19 protein-coding genes and 1 pseudogene are annotated in these 18371 nt (G+C 44.7%); 7 read left to right on the plus strand and 13 right to left on the minus strand.

The window, feature by feature from the left end; translation table 11 throughout:
- Window positions 1-24: 24 nt before the first annotated feature.
- Window positions 25-3111, minus strand: a complete 3087-nt coding sequence (locus tag MHI53_RS21465) for an SH3 domain-containing protein (protein ID WP_340372241.1) — start codon at window positions 3109-3111, stop codon at window positions 25-27.
- Window positions 3112-3688: 577 nt separating this feature from the next.
- On the opposite strand from MHI53_RS21465, the gene MHI53_RS21470 reads away from it, so the two are divergent.
- From MHI53_RS21470 to MHI53_RS21485, 4 genes are all read left to right on the plus strand, one after another.
- Window positions 3689-4294, plus strand: coding sequence for a protein kinase family protein (locus MHI53_RS21470; RefSeq protein ID WP_061142708.1), 606 nt, complete (start codon window positions 3689-3691; stop codon window positions 4292-4294).
- Window positions 4295-4326: 32 nt separating this feature from the next.
- Window positions 4327-4773, plus strand: a complete 447-nt coding sequence (locus MHI53_RS21475; RefSeq protein ID WP_340372242.1) for a DUF6376 family protein — start codon at window positions 4327-4329, stop codon at window positions 4771-4773.
- Between the two features lie 112 nt (window positions 4774-4885).
- Window positions 4886-5314 (plus strand): SRPBCC domain-containing protein, encoded by a 429-nt coding sequence (locus MHI53_RS21480; protein ID WP_340372243.1) that lies wholly within the window; start codon window positions 4886-4888, stop codon window positions 5312-5314.
- Window positions 5315-5662: a metalloregulator ArsR/SmtB family transcription factor gene (locus tag MHI53_RS21485; protein WP_340372244.1), complete on the plus strand. Its 348-nt coding sequence runs from the start codon at window positions 5315-5317 to the stop codon at window positions 5660-5662.
- 53 nt (window positions 5663-5715) lie between these two features.
- Here MHI53_RS21485 and MHI53_RS21490 read toward each other — a convergent pair whose 3' ends face one another.
- The 10 genes and pseudogenes from MHI53_RS21490 to MHI53_RS21535 all read right to left on the minus strand — a co-directional run bounded on the left by MHI53_RS21490 (window position 5716) and on the right by MHI53_RS21535 (window position 14643).
- Complete coding sequence (locus MHI53_RS21490) at window positions 5716-8565, minus strand: YhgE/Pip domain-containing protein (protein WP_340373716.1); 2850 nt, start codon at window positions 8563-8565, stop codon at window positions 5716-5718.
- 2 nt (window positions 8566-8567) lie between these two features.
- Entirely contained in the window at window positions 8568-9074 is a 507-nt protein-coding gene (locus MHI53_RS21495; RefSeq protein ID WP_061142703.1) for an Rrf2 family transcriptional regulator, read from the minus strand.
- Between the two features lie 211 nt (window positions 9075-9285).
- Window positions 9286-9615: pseudogene (locus MHI53_RS21500) on the minus strand (thioredoxin family protein); the annotation flags it as partial.
- 369 nt (window positions 9616-9984) lie between these two features.
- Complete coding sequence (locus tag MHI53_RS21505) at window positions 9985-10383, minus strand: VOC family protein (RefSeq protein WP_340372245.1); 399 nt, start codon at window positions 10381-10383, stop codon at window positions 9985-9987.
- Between the two features lie 34 nt (window positions 10384-10417).
- Window positions 10418-11686 carry a glycosyl hydrolase family 8 gene (locus MHI53_RS21510; RefSeq protein WP_340372246.1) on the minus strand — a complete coding sequence of 423 codons (1269 nt, stop codon included), beginning with the start codon at window positions 11684-11686 and terminating at the stop codon, window positions 10418-10420.
- 94 nt (window positions 11687-11780) lie between these two features.
- A complete protein-coding gene (locus MHI53_RS21515) occupies window positions 11781-12449 on the minus strand; it encodes an O-methyltransferase (protein WP_340372247.1) in 669 nt (222 codons plus the stop codon).
- Window positions 12427-12699, minus strand: a complete 273-nt coding sequence (locus MHI53_RS21520; RefSeq protein ID WP_340372248.1) for a hypothetical protein — start codon at window positions 12697-12699, stop codon at window positions 12427-12429. Before MHI53_RS21520 ends, MHI53_RS21515 begins: the two co-directional genes overlap by 23 nt.
- 4 nt (window positions 12700-12703) lie before the next feature.
- Window positions 12704-13159, minus strand: a complete 456-nt coding sequence (locus MHI53_RS21525) for a VOC family protein (RefSeq protein ID WP_340372249.1) — start codon at window positions 13157-13159, stop codon at window positions 12704-12706.
- A 168-nt stretch (window positions 13160-13327) separates the two neighbouring features.
- Window positions 13328-13975, minus strand: a complete 648-nt coding sequence (locus MHI53_RS21530) for a pentapeptide repeat-containing protein (protein ID WP_340372250.1) — start codon at window positions 13973-13975, stop codon at window positions 13328-13330.
- Between the two features lie 200 nt (window positions 13976-14175).
- A complete protein-coding gene (locus tag MHI53_RS21535; RefSeq protein WP_340372251.1) occupies window positions 14176-14643 on the minus strand; it encodes a DUF4306 domain-containing protein in 468 nt (155 codons plus the stop codon).
- Between the two features lie 143 nt (window positions 14644-14786).
- Between MHI53_RS21535 and MHI53_RS21540 the strand changes: the two genes are divergently transcribed.
- Window positions 14787-15413 (plus strand): hypothetical protein, encoded by a 627-nt coding sequence (locus tag MHI53_RS21540; protein WP_340372252.1) that lies wholly within the window; start codon window positions 14787-14789, stop codon window positions 15411-15413.
- 34 nt (window positions 15414-15447) lie between these two features.
- Here MHI53_RS21540 and MHI53_RS21545 read toward each other — a convergent pair whose 3' ends face one another.
- Both MHI53_RS21545 and MHI53_RS21550 read right to left on the minus strand, forming a co-directional pair.
- Window positions 15448-15843 carry a VOC family protein gene (locus MHI53_RS21545; RefSeq protein WP_061142695.1) on the minus strand — a complete coding sequence of 132 codons (396 nt, stop codon included), beginning with the start codon at window positions 15841-15843 and terminating at the stop codon, window positions 15448-15450.
- A 240-nt stretch (window positions 15844-16083) separates the two neighbouring features.
- Window positions 16084-16437 (minus strand): hypothetical protein, encoded by a 354-nt coding sequence (locus MHI53_RS21550; RefSeq protein WP_061142694.1) that lies wholly within the window; start codon window positions 16435-16437, stop codon window positions 16084-16086.
- A gap of 146 nt (window positions 16438-16583) precedes the next feature.
- Here MHI53_RS21550 and MHI53_RS21555 point away from each other — a divergent pair, with 146 nt between their 5' ends.
- A complete protein-coding gene (locus tag MHI53_RS21555) occupies window positions 16584-17024 on the plus strand; it encodes a MarR family transcriptional regulator (protein ID WP_061142693.1) in 441 nt (146 codons plus the stop codon).
- A gap of 12 nt (window positions 17025-17036) precedes the next feature.
- Window positions 17037-18236 (plus strand): MFS transporter, encoded by a 1200-nt coding sequence (locus tag MHI53_RS21560; protein ID WP_061142692.1) that lies wholly within the window; start codon window positions 17037-17039, stop codon window positions 18234-18236.
- Window positions 18237-18371 lie beyond the last annotated feature (135 nt).

The raw sequence follows: 18371 nt of genomic DNA on the forward strand, positions 1-18371 counted from the left end.
CATGTGTTTTTTTATGAAGATCGTTTATTTATATTTAGGAATTTCAATCGTCAATTTATAGGAATCTAATAAACTATATAGATTATAAATCTGTTTCACTTGCTTGGTTGCCCAGCCAATATCAGTGGCATACTGGTGTGACGCATAGCCATACTTCTCTGCTGCCGTAGGGTTCCACCTCATTTTGTAAAGCGTATCCTGCCCTGCGGAGATGTAGCCTTTGGCGATGAATTCGGCGCCGCCGATAATGGCCGCTTCCGGCGTGAACCAGCCGGCATTATAGGCATATTGAGCACCGCTGCTGACAGCTGTACCGTCATAAGCTCCCACTCCATACATATTATAGACCGTTTTCCCGTTCACCTTCACTCCTGTTGCCAACGGTGACGTGCCATTCCCTGTCTCCAGCAAGGCATGCGAAATCAAATAAATCTCATTGACTCCATACTTTACCCCTGCGGAAGTGAAGGTCGCAGCTTGTCCTTGCAGTATGCCTTTGCCTGAAAGGATTCTATCATTCACTTCGGAGACATTCATATTGGTAACTTGGGAGAGCTTGACGAACTGGTAAGAATGAACTGGGTCATTGACGAAATTTTTGGGATTCAGGTTATATTCTATGTCTTCCGGACTAGCATTCACCCATGTCTTGTTATAGCTCACCTCATACCAGTAGTACCCGTCAGAGCCTTTGACTTTTGATTTAATCGTCAGCGATTGATTATTGCTTACATCCCCGACCACCCAATAATTGGGGCCAGCTCCGCCCCTTACGCGCCAACCGGAGCCTTTGACGGTGCCTTTGGTTGAATTTACGAGAGACAAGCCATCCTCACGTATGTAGGTTTTGTACGCTTTATCTGTTTGCGCATTTGCCGCCATTTGAATTTGCACCATCTTATCCATTGTAAGATTGTACTCTTTTTCGATCTTGATGACCGAGTCATTCGGATTCCCTGGAACATCCGGTGCCTTTTCAGTTAAATATTTCGTGCTCACATAACCCGTTTTTCCGTTAGCCGTGATCCTTGACCAGCCATCTGCTTCCGAATACACGGTTACGGCCGTTTTATCTACTAGCGTAGCTATGATAGAAGCGGACGTCGATGCGCTTGAACGCATATTCAAACTGGAGCCATCATTCACATTTACATATTTGGTGATGGTCGTTACTTCACCGCCTGGATTCTGTCCGGGTTTTTCCGGTGTGGAACCAGGTTTCGTTGTTGATAGATATTGCGTGCTGACGTAACCTTCTCCGCCATACGCTTTAACCTTGGACCAGCCATCTGCTTCCGAGATGACTTCCACCTCTACACCCCTTGCCAATTTCACGATGACCGAAGCGTCTTCTGATGGCTTATTCCGCATATTGAGTGTCCCTGAGTTCACGTTTACATATTTCGTCGTCGTTTTTTCAGGGACCGCCGGCTTGGAGTCCGTTACCGGTTTTGTCGCCGTTAAATATTTGGTGCTGACATGGCCGTCCTTTCCATTGGCCTTGACCTTCGCCCATCCTTTGGATTCCGAATAGACCTTTACCTCGGTTCCCTTTGAGAGCTTGGCGATGATGCTTGCGGTTTCACTGCCGCTTTTTCGCATATTCAGCGTGCTTGCCGTCACGTATTTCGTCGTCGTTTTTTCAGGGGCAGTCGGTTTGGGAGCGGTTGCCGGTTTTGTCGCCGATACATATTTGGTGCTGACATATCCGTCCTTTCCATTGGCTTTGACCTTGGCCCATCCTTTGGATTCCGAATAAACGGTCACTTTCGTCCCTTTTGAAAGCCTCGCGACAATGCTTGAACTATCCGACCCGCTTTTACGCATATTGAGCGTGCTTGCCGTCACGTATTTCGTCGTCGTTTTTTCAGGGGCAGTCGGTTTGGGAGCGGTTCCCGGCTTTGTCGCGGATACATATTTGGTGTTGACATACCCGTCCTTTCCATTGGCTTTGACCTTCGCCCAACCTTTCGATTCCGAATAAACGGTCACTTTCGTCCCTTTTGAAAGCCTCGCGACAATGCTTGAACTATCCGACCCGCTTTTACGCATATTGAGCGTGCTTGCCGTCACGTATTTCGTCGTCGTTTTTTGGGTGGTTTCTGCCGATCCTGTCGCTGGCTTCGTTGCCGACAAATATTTGGTGCTGACATACCCGTCTTTTCCATTGACCTTGACCTTGGCCCAACCTTTCGATTCCGAATAAACCGTCACCTGTGTCCCTTTTGAAAGCATGGTGACGATGCTGGAGCTCACGTTACCGCCTTTTCGCATATTGAGCGTGCTTGCCGTCACATATTTCGTCGCCGTTTTTCCAGTTACGGCGGCTTTGGTTACCTGATCTGGCTTCGTTGCCGAAAGATACTTGGCATTGACATAACCATCTTTTCCATTGGCTTTGATCTTTGCCCATCCTTTGGATTCCGAATAGACCGTTACCTGGGTGCCCCTGGTCAGCTTCGCTACTACGGCTGCACTTTCGGTCCCGCTTTTCCGCATATGGAGGGAACCCGTGCTGACATTCACATATTTTGTTGCCGTCTTACTTGTGACGGAAGATTGGGCTGCCTGGTTCGGTTTCGTTGCCGAGAGATACTTGGCATTGACGTAACCCTCTTTACCATTAGCTTTTACTTTCGCCCAACCCTTGGATTCCGAATAAACCGTAACCTGGGTGCCACGCGTCAGCTTCGTAACTACGGCTGCGCTTTCGGTCCCGCTTTTCCGCATATGGAGGGAACCCGTGCTGACATTCACATATTTCGTCACCGTCTTTACCGTTACGGTGGTCCTAGTTAAAGCCCCTGGCTTCGTTGCCGATAAATACTTAGTACTGACATACCCCTCCTTACCATTGGCTTTGATCTTCGTCCAACCCTTGGATTCCGAATAAATCGTTACCGGCGTGCCTTTTGAAAGCTTGGCAACTATACTCGCACTTTCCGCTCCCGATTTCCTCATATTGAGTGAACCGGAATTTACATTTACATACATGACGCCTGTATCTACATTGGTCTGTTCTGCATGTAGTGGAGCTGCAGATATTTTTTCTTCGAATGCAACTGTCGACAATACTGCAAAACAGAAAGTTGGTATAATTAATTTCTTCATATCATTCTCCCTACTAAAGCATTATATTTTTAACATTTATTTAAATATCGGTTAATACTGATATAATAATATAGGTATATGTACTTATTCATTGAAAATATAACACAATTCTTTGGAACCACCGGGTAATTGCTTAGGTTTTAACATATTAGTAAACTAAAAGACATTTAAGTAACTTTCCAGTAATATTTGAAATATATTGATGTTACAAAAGGTAACCCGTGGCTTAATGCCGCGCATAATGATATACTAGAATAATTAATTACGTGATAGGCCATATGCATTGAATAAAGTTGCGAGGTCACCCCATCATTCCTCATATTTGACGGGTGAAGCCCATAAACTATATAATTACTATAAATAAATTTATAAGAATCCTTCTGTTAAGGGGAGTAGCTATACAATAAAGTCGTCAATACAGGATTTTATCCTCGGCTTTATTGGCAACTGATTCCAGTTGTTTGCAAGACCTTGCCGATTATTTGGTGAGGTCTTTTGGTTTTTAAAAGACGGTATGACCAATAATCGGTCATACCGTCTTTTTTGATTTGAAATTTGCACATTAGAGGTGAACAGTATGCAGAACTATAATGATTTAGCAGCAAGCGTCAAGATTTCCGATGATAAGAAGTATTCATTGCTTGATGCCGACCCATCCCTAACTCTTATCGGCAAGGGCCGCAGCGCTTATGTATTCCGGATACATTCCACCAATAAAGCGCTAAAGGTTTTTTTCCCGGACCAAATTCAAACAGCTAAAGTGGAAGCCGAAATATATCGAACCGTTCAATCCATTGATTATTACCCAACTCTATATGCTGCCGGACTGAATTTTCTGGTCATCGATCATATCGAAGGCAACACCCTTTTTGAATGTTTGACGTTAGGGATCCCGATAACAGAAGAAAATATCGAGGAAATTGACCATGCTTTGCAATTAGCAAGAAAAGAAGGATTGAACCCTTCGGATATCCATTTAAGGAACATCTTCATCACTTCCGAAAAAAAGGTGAAAATCATCGATGTAGCAAGGTTCAAGCAGGTTAAATCCTGCAATCAGTGGCATGATTTGAAAAGCGCCTTTCACCTTTTCTATTCAAAGTCATTTTTCCCGAAACGAATTCCCGGTTTCATATTGAATTCGATTGCAGCGATTTATAAAAAAAGATTCTTACCCATTTAATCAATCCGAATAAAATCACACAGGAGGCACTTATGAAAAAAATAATCGCGATCGCTTTTCTTTCCATCCTTGCCTTAAGCGGGTGCTCGCTTTTGGGGGAAGTCCATTCATCCTTGGAATATGCAGATAATGCGACGGAGTATGTGAATACCGTTAAGGGATTTGCCAATGAGCTACCTGCATTGGCCCAAGATGCCGTCACGAATACCGAAGCAAGGCAAAGCCTTGAAAAAGAGCTGCAGCAGCTGCAAACGGAGATTGAAGAATTCAATGCAATTGAGCCGCCTCAAATCGCCGAAACCATCCATGAAAAAATCGTTGCTTCAAATCAGCAGCTGTCAGATGGCATTGAATTATACCTGAATAATATTGAAAAAGGACAAATCGATCCTAAAGCATTGGAAGAATCGGAAATCATGCAAACCATCGATCAAATAACGAGCTTATCGGAACAAATTGAAAAAATAGGGAATGAATAAAACCAGGAAAGATCGCTCCAGTGAAAACCGTTGACATGAAACCAAATGGTTTTATATAATCATTAAAGAAAAACCAAATGGTTTCACATTACAGTTAAAAGGGAGAGTCACTATGGAAAAGCAGCATACTTTAGAGGATGTCAAGAAGACCGTCATTATTGAAGCACCGATCCAAAAGGTTTGGGATACAGTATCGACTGCCGAGGGGATCGCTTCATGGTTCATGCCGAATGATTTTCAGCCGAAAGTGGGACATGAGTTCCATGTACAATCACCGTTTGGCCCCTCTCCATGTAAGGTATTGGAGATAGATGCCCCACATCGCCTCTCTTTCTCGTGGGATACTGACGGTTGGATCGTTTCATTCCATTTAAAAGAGCAGGATGGCAAAACTGAATTCACCCTGATCCATGGCGGGTGGAAGCAGCCTGGATCGATTCTTCCGAAAGCGAATGAAAAAAGCTCGGTTGTCCGCGATAGAATGGCGCATGGGTGGGATCAAATCGTTAATGAACGACTTAAAAAGGCTGTTGAGGGCTAAGTGACCTCTTCCGCAGAAAAATATGATGTATTCCAAGCTGTGGCCGACCCCACCCGCAGAAAAGTCCTGCAATTGCTTGCTGGAGGGGAATTACCCATTTCGGCCATCACCTCTCATTTTCCGATGAGCCGTACGGCGATTGCCAAGCATCTTCATATTCTATCCGAAGCTGAATTGGTCAGCGGGCGGAAGGTAGGAAGAGAGAAACGCTTTCGGCTTCAGCCCGAGCCCTTAAACGAATTGAAGGAATGGCTTTCATTTTATGACCGATTCTGGGATAACAAACTCTCCATCCTTAAGCATGTGGTTGAAAATCCCGAGGAAAAGGGACTGAAGGTCGAAGAATAGATAGGAAATTAAAGCCCCCGGCACAATGGCTCCGGGGGCTTTCTCATTTATTATTATGCTTCAACTTCGATCGTTTGTTCTTTGCGCTTGCGAATAACCAAAGTGAGCAACAAGAGCAGGTTAAATACAATGATGCACCCAGTAAGGAAAAGATAACTGGAGGTCAATGCATCCGCTCCAAGGCTCGCGCTCATCGATTGACGGAAGCCCATGACGGAATACGTCATCGGAATGAACGGATGAACCGCCCTGTAGAAGTTATTCATTAGCTCGACAGGGAACATTCCCCCGCTTGCACCTATCTGTAATACAAGGAAAATCATCGCTAGTAAGCGACCAGGATTTCCAAAGGCTACGGTCAGGAAGGTTACAAGGAACATGTAGGTCAGGGAGGTCAAGATTGAAACGATGATGAATTGCCCCAAGCTCTCGACCTGTAAATCCATTCCCCAGATCATGATTGCATCAAGAACTAATGCCGAAATCGTTGCTTGAATGAATAGCACGGTGAATTTACTGAACCACCATGCCACCCCCGATGTAGGCCGTGTGGACGGCATGCCTGTCGGGAAGCCCATGTTGAAGGCAATCGCACCTACGAATAATCCTAAAGACAATACATAAGGAGCCAGGGCATGGCCATAATTCGGTACCTTGCTGATTTTTTGTTCTTTAACCTTTGTTGGTTCAGCAATCATGCTGTAATTAGCTTCTGATGTTTCATTACTGTTTATTTCTTCCGCACCATCGCTTAATTTTTGCGAAAGCTCTTTCGTTCCATCTTTCAGTGAGGAGATGCCATCTCCCAGTTTATTTGACCCTTTTGCTAGTTTCGATGAACCTTCATTAATCTTACCTGCACCATCAGCAAGCTGGATGACACCATTGCTTAATGTCGGCAGATTGCTTGCCAATTGTTCCGTACCTTCAACAAGTGCAGATGAACCATTGTTCAAGGCGGCTGAGTTGGCATTCAGTTCGTTGGCGCCATCGGCCAGTTTGCTCGCCCCTTCGCCTACCTTTTTAACGCCGAACGTATACTTTTCTAAACCACTTCCAAAGGCTGCCGAGCCTGTTTGGAGCTGGGAGACGCCATTTACCAATTGACCAGAACCCTCAGTTAGTTTCGAGAGGCCATTATTCAACGACGAACCGCCTTGTGCCAGCTGATTGATGCCATTCACCAGTTCCGGTGTTCGTTCATTTAGGCTATCGGTTGCTTCCGTTAATTGATTGCTGCCATTAACCGCTTCCGACAGACCTGTATTTAATTGCGATGCACCCGGAATGAACTGATTTTCCAGTGAATCCTTTATGGCCGTGTATCCATTCAACGCTGAAACCGCGTTCGGATTGACTTTATTCACAGCACTATTCAAGGCTGCCACTTGTTCCGGCAGCTGACCTAAACCATTCAAAACTGGCATCACATGGTTCGTTAATTGTGCAGATAAATCGGATATGCTGCCTGCAAGCGCCGATGCAATTTCCTTTTGGGATCCTGCTTGGATCTGCGCTTCGTTTTGAATCGCCCCGAGTAATTCGGATTGCTGTTCACTTGTCATGCCTTTGTAAGCTTCCGTTCCTTTGACGGCATCGATTGTGCTTTGTCCGTTGCTCGCAATGGATGATTGAAGCTGCGTTAGTGCTGCTTGGCTGTTCTCAAGATCCTTCTTGATGCTTGAAACGGTGCCGGACGTGCTGCTTCCTGCCGGGATCGCTTCTTGCAATTTATTGACGCCGCTTTGGATGATTGCCAGTCCTTGTGTAAGCTGACTTAGCTGTTCACGAGCAGGCAATTGGCCATCCAGTTTTTTCAAACCATCATTCAACGCCTGACTTCCCTCCGACAGCTTGGTAATTCCATCATTCAAGCTCCTTTGGCCTTCCGCCAACTTTGGAATGCCTGTCGATTGATCCGTCAGTTGACTTGCATTTTCCGATAATAGATTCAAGCCATCATTCAGACTGGCACTGCCGGTTTGTGCTTCCGCTAAGCCATTATTCAAGCTTTGGGCTCCCGGGACCACTTTGGCCAATCCATTCGAAAGCTGTGAAGAGCCTTGCATCAACGCCTCACTGTTGTTCGTTAACTCTCCTGTACCCGATGCTAGTTCATTAACACCTGTTTGGAGCTGCCCGACTCCATTCGTATATTGGGCTATCCCTTTGTTTAATTCCGTTGCGCCGCCTTCCAGTTTATGAACACCGTCCAAAAACTTGCCAACGCCAATTTGAAGCTTATTCGCCCCGTCCTTGAACGTTAATGTACTGGACGCTAATTTATTCAGATTGTCTGTCACTGCTTTGTTTCCATCATGAAGCTTTTCGGCGCCGTCATCCAATTTCGATGCCCCATCCGCTGCTTCACTGAAACCATCCCCGATTTCTCCGAGCTGCGAGAAAATCGCTTCCGCATATTCTTTTGTGACACTTTCAGCAATCTCCGTTTTCAAATTATTCGTTGCCTTAGTCCCGACCGTTTCAGAAACGAAACTGCGTCCAGGATTCGCATCATACGTTAAATTCATTTTCTTAGGCTTCTTATCCATAACGGTTGACGCATTTTTCGAAAAATCACGCGGAATCGTCACGACCATATAATACGTACCATCCTTGAATCCTTTTTTCGCCTGTTCTTCCGAAACGAAATGCCATTCCAGATCGTCGTTGTCCTTTAACCGATCGACAAGCTCATCGCCGACCGTCAAGGTCTTCCCTTCATATTCTGCCTTCACATCATTATTCACGACGGCTACAGGCAAATTACCTGTTTTGCCGTACGGGTTCCAGGCGGAACTAAGAAATAATCCTCCATAAATAATCGGAACGAATAGTAAAACAATGGCGACACCCACCAGTTTTTTATTCGTTAGGAAAAGCTTCCATTCTTGTTTAAGCATATTCAATTTTTATCACCTGTCTCTTCACACTTTAATTCATTCAATGACGCCGAGTTCCAATTCAGGGTCGGAAGTTCTTTTGTACCAAAGCTTTCTCTTAACAGATCTGCCACCGTTTGACTAGAAAAGAACTCCATCAGAAGTTCATCCGCCTGAGTAAACATCCGGCGAAGAACATCCACTCCCTTTTCCGCATACTCGCCGTCTTTAAACGCTTTTTCAATAAGTCCTGTATCCGGAAACATCGCGATCGGGCCTTCCATCGCTTCAATTATTTCGATGTTTTTTATCTCATCTACACTTTTGGCAAGAGAGAGACCGCCATTATTTCCTGGTACGGAAGTGATGATTTGCTTCACGACCAATTTCCGGATGATCTTTTTCAAATACGAAGGCGAAACTTCTAACCTTCTGCTGATCTCATTAGATGAAAGTGGCACTCTTTTATCCTGAGTCGAGAGTATGACAATGATGCATATCGCTTGCTCCACCCCTTTTGTTAATTGCAATTCCTTTCACCTCTTTATACATAAGTGGACATCCAATATCCATAATGGATATTTCGTATCTATTATTAAACCGCGTTTCAACTTAAAAATCAAGATATTTTATAGAAAAATTTACAAGTCTTTTCTTTTTGGACAGTACCGAGGAAATACAGAAAGGCAAAAGGAAACCCCGCATGACGATATCACGCGGGGTTTCCTTTGTCAGAGACATTTACAGTTCATTTAAAAACTCGTTGACCGCCTCTGGAGTTTTTGCATTTGCACTGTGCAGATGTGCAACCTTCTCACCATTTTTAAACACTAATAGCGATGGAATTCCCATCACCGTTTGCTCCTCGGAAATCTCGGGGAACTCGTCACGGTCGATCGTGAACCACTGTTTGTCTTGATGTTCTTGTGTGATTTCATCGATGAACATATCCAAGCGTTTACAATCTGGACACCACGTAGTCGTAAAAATTCCGACCGTCAGCCCCTCTTGTTTGATTTGTTCACGGTATTCTTGTTCTGTGCCAATAGTTTTCATGATTTCTCCTCCGCGCCTTTTCTTATCACCGTTTTTACTCCAAGACGAATGTACTCAACGATTACTATATAATTAATTCCTCCGGAGCACAAACGGTTTCTCCTGAACCATCAATCAAATGCTCCCACCTGTGTCACGGCGTTGATAATCCGGCCTATATGCGTAAGGCATGCAACCCATATAATTCGGCCTGCATGCCCATTCATTCAGCCTTCAACTTATATAATTCGACCTTCATCTCATATAATTCGGCCTGCACGCCCATTAATTCGGCCCACACTACATATAATTCGTCCCACACCCAATTATTTCGTCCTACATTTCATATAATTCGGCCTACACTCGGAAAATTTCTACACGCTGCCGTTAGTGGTGGTTTCCTGTTCATTCCAAAGGAAGGGTCAGCTGCCAGGAGACACCAAATTTATCGGATATCCATCCGAACTTCTTGCTAAAGGAATAATCACCCAATGGCATCAGCACTTGTCCGCCTTCGGATAAACCCGAATAAAGCCTGTCTATTTCTTCTTCACCATCACATGTAAGGAAGATTGAAAACGAAGGTGTAAACGTAAATTGATGCTCCACATTACTATCGATGCACATGAACTCCTGACCCTTTAAGGTGAAGGTGGCTTGCGTGACGCTTCCCTCTGCACCTGGCTCATTGGCTCCATACCGCGTCATGCTTGTTATTTCGGACTCTTCGATCAAAGCGGTGTAATAATTCATCGCTTCTTCCGCATTTCCCTGGAACATCAAGAATGGTGTCACTTTTTCCATTGGTCATCCAACTCCCTTTTCATCAATTGCCCGATTATGGTGCCCACCAGTTCCCTGACACCACAATCATTGCCTGTAATTTTATCGTATTGGCAAAATAGTCATCGTCTTCTTTTGACTGTATGGTCCGATCCCACAAATCGTTGATCCATTGCTGGTTGGACGAATCGATCATGGCACTCACCATGAGTGGGGCAACGAAGCTTGTACTATTGCCTTCCTCCACTGTTTTTCCGCTTAGCGTATAGCCGGATTGAATATTGTTAGGGTCTCCCTCCGTTTCCGCTCTGATCCATTCATTCATCTTCTTTAATTGCGGCAGCGACCTATCATCGCCGGTCAGCAAATAATCAACCGTATAGCGCCATGGAGTCCTGCTGCTATTCCAGCTGTAATCGCCATCATTCTCCCCTTCTAAAAAGTCCGCTTGTGCAGGCTGATATCCATCTGTGGATAGGACAATGAAATCCGGCATCAGACCCGTATCGCGACTTTGTTCTTCATAAATCGTATGCATGATCTCATGCGCCTTATTCGTTACAGCCGCCCAGTCATGATTCCCTGTTTCCTCCTCGAATACCTTCAAGTGATTGAGAAGAAAATCGGAAGAACGTGTGGCTTTTCCGTATACCTCATCATCATCCCCGGCCCAGTCGCCCAATTTGATCAGCGACTTCGACCGGTTGATTTCATGCGCCATGATCGCCTCCATGATGTCTTTTGCCTGGGCAAGATAGTCGATGTTCCCATCGCTTCCCCACTGACGATCAGCCAACAGCAGCGAATAAGCGATATCCATATCGCCATCGGTTGCCGAGTCGGCATCTCCTGGCGTATTGATGATTTTCCCGGTTTTATCTTTCACTTGCTGCCACGCCATCAACGAAGGGTCATTATCGCTTTTATGCGCTTTATAAAATCGGTAAAGTCCATCGAAATACCGCTTATCCTCGTTGCCTGCCATGATGGCCGTCATCATCATTCCATAGCCATGGGCCTCCGAAACGGTCACGGCGTTTTTGGGTTCTGCATATCCTTTATCGTTGTAATAGATATAATATTCATCTTGTTTATCGGCTGGCTGTTTGAGATAGTGATTTTTCCAAGTTTCATAAAAATCCCCGACCGCATCGTCCAGCTCCTCTTGTGATATATGGTCAGGTTTTATCGTTCCTGATTGATAAATTGCATGCTGCGGAAATGCCCTTTTAGCGGCCATCTCTTCCTTTGGCGTCTGAGTGGTTTGAGACACCCCCGCTGCCAAGAAGATGATCCCGATGATGATCACTCCGATTCCGATCACTATGCTTACTCATTTTTTCATGGCCGGCTCCCTGAATTATGATGTACGTTTCACACATGTGATTTCCTTTTCTCATTTCCCCTGTGCATGCATTTCACTCTTTTACAACCCCGATCACAAACCCATCATACCCCTTCATTCCGACCGTTTGCATCACCGTGGAATCAATTCTTGGTTCTTGTGATAGCTTATCTACGAATGTACGGATTCCCCTCACATTCGGATCATCGCTATCCGGGGCGAGCACTTTTCCATCACGGATGACATTATCGGTGATGATCACGGTCCCCGGCCGGGAAAGTTCCAGCGCCCATTTAAGATACTCGGGATTATTGGACTTATCGGCATCGATAAAAATGAGGTCAAAGCTGGATAATCCCTTTTCTTTAAGCTTTGGCAAGGTATCCAGCGCCGCCCCCACGATAATCTTGATTTTATCGGCCAATCCTGCATGCTTGATATTCGCTTCAGCCACTTTTGCGTGCCTCGCCTCATATTCCAGCGTTATCAACCGGCCATTTTCCGGCAAAGCACGAGCGAGCCACACACTGCTATAGCCGCCAAGGGTCCCGATTTCCAAGATGCTTTTCGCTCCAGTGAGTCTCGCTAACAGATGAAGGAATTTCCCTTGGTTTGGAGATACATCGATCGCTGGCAGCCCCGCTTCAGCATTCGCTTTCAATATCGAATCCATGATCTGATCCGTCGTATGGAGCTTATTACTAAAATATAAATCTACCTCATTCCAAATCTTTTCTGACATATAACGATCGCCCTCCTTGGCCGGTTACACCTGATTCAACCTTCATCTTTCCTTCATCATCCAATGAAATGGTCAGCTGATCATCAATGACCACCGAAAGCGGAAAGGATTCCGACACCCTATCCGAAAAAAACCAGCGCCTATTCCTAGGACCCAACAGTAAAAACGAACCTTCCTCATGCTGCCCTATAAAATTCAATCCGCCTTCATTTATCGATTCACCCTTCCTTACCGGAAGCCCTAAGCCCATCAACTTATTCCCGATATCCCCCCACTTCATCTGTCGTAAGGTTTATTTCGCTAATGCACAAAGATTCTCGTGCGCAGAAAGTCTTTGACTGGGATTCAGGTGATACGGCATACCGGGATATGAACTCGACGATGTTGCCTGATGGGTCCAAAAAATAAAAGGCATGGGCATCTGAAAGGCTAAAATGAACTTCGTCCACACCATCTTCCTTCATTAACTCTACCTTGGACTTTGCCCATTTTTTTGCCGAGGTAAATAAATTCGTCGGAATGTTTATGGCAAAATGATAGAAGGGCTTATCTTGGAGATGATAGTTTTTCATCTCCAGCACACTCTCCCCCACCTTAATGGCAAAACCATCATCGGTTTGTGAGTGTAACTCGAACCCTAACTCACCTACATAAAAATCCCGCATTTCATCCAAGACATGACTGTATAAAGTGACCTTATTGATAATCATCGTTGACCCCCTTCAACCCACCTAACAAATATTGTAAAGCAAACCTTGATTTGCGGAAACATTCTGCATGATTTATTTACATAAATAATATATATATGGCCGCACCCCGCAAAAAAAAGACCACCAAATTGGCGATCCTCTGATTTCATATAAATGCCCCATTATAGGTCACTCTTTGATTTTCAGTCCGAGCATGGAAGCAAAGCCTATCGCTTGATCCGGGGAAACCTCGCAGCCGTTTAGATCCTCCAAGGATACGGTCAGCCTTTGGAAGGTGGAACTGCTAAGGTCGATTCCTTTAAGTGGCGTCCGGGAAAAATTCACTTCATTTAAACTGCAGGCATCGAACATCACTTTCTTGAATTTACACTCGTAAAAATCTGCGCTTTCCAATGAGCAATGATCGAATTTCACTTGTTTTAATGATGCATAACCGAAGGCACTTAAATTCAAGTTGCAGCTATCGAATTGGACATTTCCTAAACTGGCATCGGACAGGTTTATTCCCAGTAATTTCGAATCCTTGAATTCGACACGATGAATCGAACCAGCCATGAAATCGGCATTGGTCAAGTCGCAATGATCAAAAATTACATCCGTCAGCTCAATATTCCTGAACGATACATCACTGAATGTCACATTTTTAAAAACCACCTGTGATAATACGATTTTGTCGATTTTTTCGCGATCAATCGTACAATTGGTGATGATACAGGCATCAAGATATGGATCATCTTTATAATAGATTTCCTGAAAGTTTCCTTGGGGTAACTCTTTTTCGATCTTGGGCTGTTCAATTTTGAATTTGCCTGGCATAGTATCACCTTTTCACTTTTTTCATGAATGACGAGGAAAGGACCACCCATCCCCTTCATTCAGACTTAACTATAATTGAGATGTACGTGGAGTTCAAACTAAGAATTTCGCGTGAAGGGCTATTATTTTCCGTTAATTTGTGTCCATCCCACTCGTTTGCTGGCAAATAAAAAGCTGCCTCTCTTGGCAGCCAGGAAACCTTATCTTTCTGTCTTGAACCCTCTTGGCAACCAAAAGTAACATAGGGCCGCCGCAAGAATCAAGAGCATTCCGCCTATCAAAAATATGGCTTGAAAGATACCCCCCCCTATGGTCGGCGAATTGGAAACAATACCGCTTGCAAACAAAAATAGAGCTCCGAAGCCGGACAGAAATACAGCTTTTTTTGTTATGCTTTTTTTGAAAAGACGATGGCCCGTCAGGATGATGATGTACGAAGCGGTCAAAATCATAAGCACCGGAAATAACGGCCTGAATTTAGCGGCATAAACGAAATGGTCCAAATCCGAAATATCATCGGCATCGATTACGTGTTCCGAAAAATACGTTGAATGCTTCCATTCCCATGAGTTATCCAGTATTTCGCTGCCCTCATACCAGGCACAAAATGAAAAAAGCATAAAGAAAAATGCAGCAATTATCATTTGTGTAAAATAGTTAATAGTCAATTCCATCTCCTCCAGCTGACATTATACCAATAATTGGTTCATTTTCATATAATCGGAGCCCGCATCGTGTGTTCAAGCAATATGTAAACAAACACTGCCTCCTGAATATTATAATGTAACCACTTTTAAGGAGCGTTAGAGATATGATCACTCATGGAGATGACCTCCTTATTTCAGGAGCATGGTTACTGGGCATCGGCACACTCACTGGTGCAATCGGGCAAACCCAGCAAACGTTAACCGGAACAAACCTTGGAAAGGACTTGGTATTAAAAGGGAATGGCATTGAAGCCTTCGCAAATTCCCTGCAAGCCATCGGACGAACGAAAATGTTGGAGCCGGAAAATGAAATTTCCGAAACCTATTTCATTTTAGGCGCTTGGCTTGAGGCTGCGGGTAACACCGCAAATGCAGTGGGAATCAATATGCAGCTGAATGGCTCTGATGAGGAGGGGACGAAAACGGATGCTCTCGGCAGCGGCATCCAAGGTCTAGGAGCCGCTTTTGAAGCGTTCGGTGCCTTTCTTTCGGAGGATTCCATTTCACGTTCCCTTGAATTGAAAGGAAATGCCTTGATTGCAGCAGGTTCTTTTTTTGAGTCGATCGGAAACATCTTCATTCTAAATGAAAAACGCCGGATAGGGGAGCAAATCCTCTTGCTTGGCAGCTGGGCCCAGGTCGCCGGTGCCTTTATCTTAATCGACGCCTTTTATCGTCCTGAACCCGAAGGTGATGAGCATCTATCCCGGTACAGCTATGCCAATTTTTGATGGATAACCTGCTTCCCGCCGCCGTTCAAAGCAGTCAAGGGCCGACGAGTTCGACCTTCATCCTATCAGGATCTTCGAAATATACCGCATAATGATCCCCTCCGCCGGCAAACGGATGCTTGTCCGCATACAGGACGGGTACTCCCCTCTCCCTCAATTTCATCGTCATCTCATCAACCTGCTGACGAGACGAAGCATGAAAGGCAAGATGGTTAAGACCGACCCTTCCCCTATGATAGGGAACATCCAAATACCTCTCCTTCGCTTGAACAAAAACAATATACATGTCCGCTAATCGCCAGCTCTTCCCGCTCTCCCACTCCTGATATGGCTCATAACCCATTTCCTCCAAAAACCAGCCCCAGAAACCAATGGACCGTCTCAAATCTGAAACGTAAAGCTCAATATGATGAATGAACCCCTCCGACAATGTCATCCCTCCCATTAAACCATCAAAAAGAGGAGTGACTCGTACCACTCCCCTCTAGTCGGTTGCATTCACTATACTCGAATCCGGTCGCGCCGACTAGGTAAAATTTCCAGTTGGGTCGAATTCTTCCCCCTAACGGACGGATTATCTTCACATTCGGTCGATTTATACGCATAGATGGACCATTTATTTCCGGTTGAATTGATTTAATGTGGCCTTTTTTTAAAGTCGGAATGGTTTTTATTGGATGATTTTATCATAGACTTCACCGTTGCCATTTATTTCGATGATTTTCAGTCGATTGGTTCTTTTGATAAAAATGGTTTTATATTGTTTTTCCCCGTTTAGTTCAATCAGGAATACACGTTTATCATCGTTATCCGTTTCCTTATTGAGTGTATAGTCTTTATCGCCGATCTGCTCGATGATTTCGTCGTATTCGGGCAAGGAGGACCATTTATTTTTTTCAGGGCCCGCTTTCGTTTCCTTTTGCTGTTCATTTTCCTTTGGTTTCTCCTGGTCATTCGCCAGGTCACTATTGCAAGCAGTCAGCATGGTTGCTGAGGCAACCAGTGCAATGATCGATTTATACATGTCCCATATCAACTCCCGTTCCTATTTTCCCTCTTTCCCTGATAAATAACCCTGTTTGCTTAAATAATACCAATCCGATTGGACATAATAGATTAATTCTGCTATTATAGTTACTCAGGGTAACAATTACTCAAGGTAACTATATAATGATAAAAGAGGTGTTTCCTATAAAGACTTACCAAAAATTCTTCCAGCAACTTTTACTGCTGTACCGTCCGTTTGAAAATAATCTTAATATCCAGCTGGGCAAGCATGATTTACACAGGGCGCAATGGTCCATATTACATTTCTTATTCAATTATGAATCGGCAACGCTTGTGGAGCTTGCCAATTATCAAAGCGTTGAAAAGCCCACGATTACGAGGACCATCACCCGCTTGGAGGAATTGGGGTATGTCGAGCATGTACCAAGCAAGGATCGGCGCGAGAAAAGGATGCGGCTTACGGAGCTCGGCACAAAGATATACAACGAAGTCCGTGTAACGATCGACCAATATGAACAGGACATCCTGGAAGGAATCACTGAAGAGGAACAACTCGCAGCGATACGCATCATGGGTGAAATAAGAAATAACATCTTAAAGTAAGGAGATCATAAAATGGAACAATCCAGACCAAACCTATGGACGAAAGATTTCATCATCGTCTCATCCATTAATTTTTTCATAACATTAATCTTTTATTTATTGATGGTGACACTTGCCATCTATGCTGTAAATGAATTGAATGCATCTACAAGCCAAGCTGGACTCATATCAGGTATCTTCATAATCGGGACATTGATCGGACGCTTGTTCATTGGCCGTTTCATCGATTCAATCGGCCGTAAGAAAACGTTATTCATCGGGTTGATCTTTTTTACGTTGACGACCATTCTATATTTTGTCGATCTCGGAATCGGCTTCCTGCTTGTTAACCGCCTGATCCATGGGATGGCGATGGGCATGGCCAGTACCGCGACGGGAACGATCGTCGCCCAAATCATTCCGGCAACACGTAAAGGCGAGGGCATCGGCTATTACAGCATGAGCGCGACACTTGCAACGGCAATCGGACCCTTCATCGGTCTATATATGGCTCAGCACACAAGCTTCCAAGTGATTTTCAGTTTCTGCCTGGCCTTAGGGCTTATCAGTCTGGTCACAGCATTCTTCCTGTATGTACCGGCTTTGAAAGGAACTGCAAAAGCGGCAGAAAGCAAAGGGTTCAAGCTCTCCAACTTTATCGAACCAAAAGCACTGCCCATCTCATTGATCACTTTAATATTGGCATTCTGCTATTCCAGCGTCCTTTCTTTCATCAGTTTTTACGCCATTGAAATCGACCTGGTCAATACGGCAAGCTTCTTCTTTGTCATTTATGCTGTGGCTGTATTAGTATCACGTCCTTTCTCTGGACCGTTAATGGACCGGAGAGGAGCGAACTTCATCATGTATCCGGCTTTCATGATATTTGGTGCAGGTTTGCTGCTTCTAAGCATTACGACCAATAGCTTCACTTTATTGGCGGCTGGCTTCCTCATCGGACTTGGCTTCGGTAATATGCAATCAAGCTCGCAGGCGATTGCGGTTAAACTGACACCGCCTCACCGTATGGGAATGGCGACCTCGACCTTCTTTATCATGCTTGATGCAGGTCTTGGGTTCGGCCCATATATTCTTGGTTTCATCATTCCAATCACAGGCTACAGCACGCTCTATGTCATTCTAGGCGTCGCGGTCATCGCCACTTCCGTCCTGTACTTCTTCCTGCATGGCCGGAAAGAACGTGCAGCAAGAGCAACAATCGCTTCAGCTTAAGACTAAAGGGCTGGGAATGATTTCATTCCCAGCCCTTTTTTATACGTTCATCTTAGATGCAGAGAATGTTCACGGACCGCCTCTGGGTAAGCGGGGTACATCCATTTTGCCTGATCAGATCGAGTCCAAAAGTAA

This window comes from Peribacillus sp. FSL E2-0218 (assembly GCF_037992945.1).
In the GTDB taxonomy this organism is placed as follows: Bacteria; Bacillota; Bacilli; order Bacillales; family DSM-1321; genus Peribacillus; species Peribacillus simplex_B.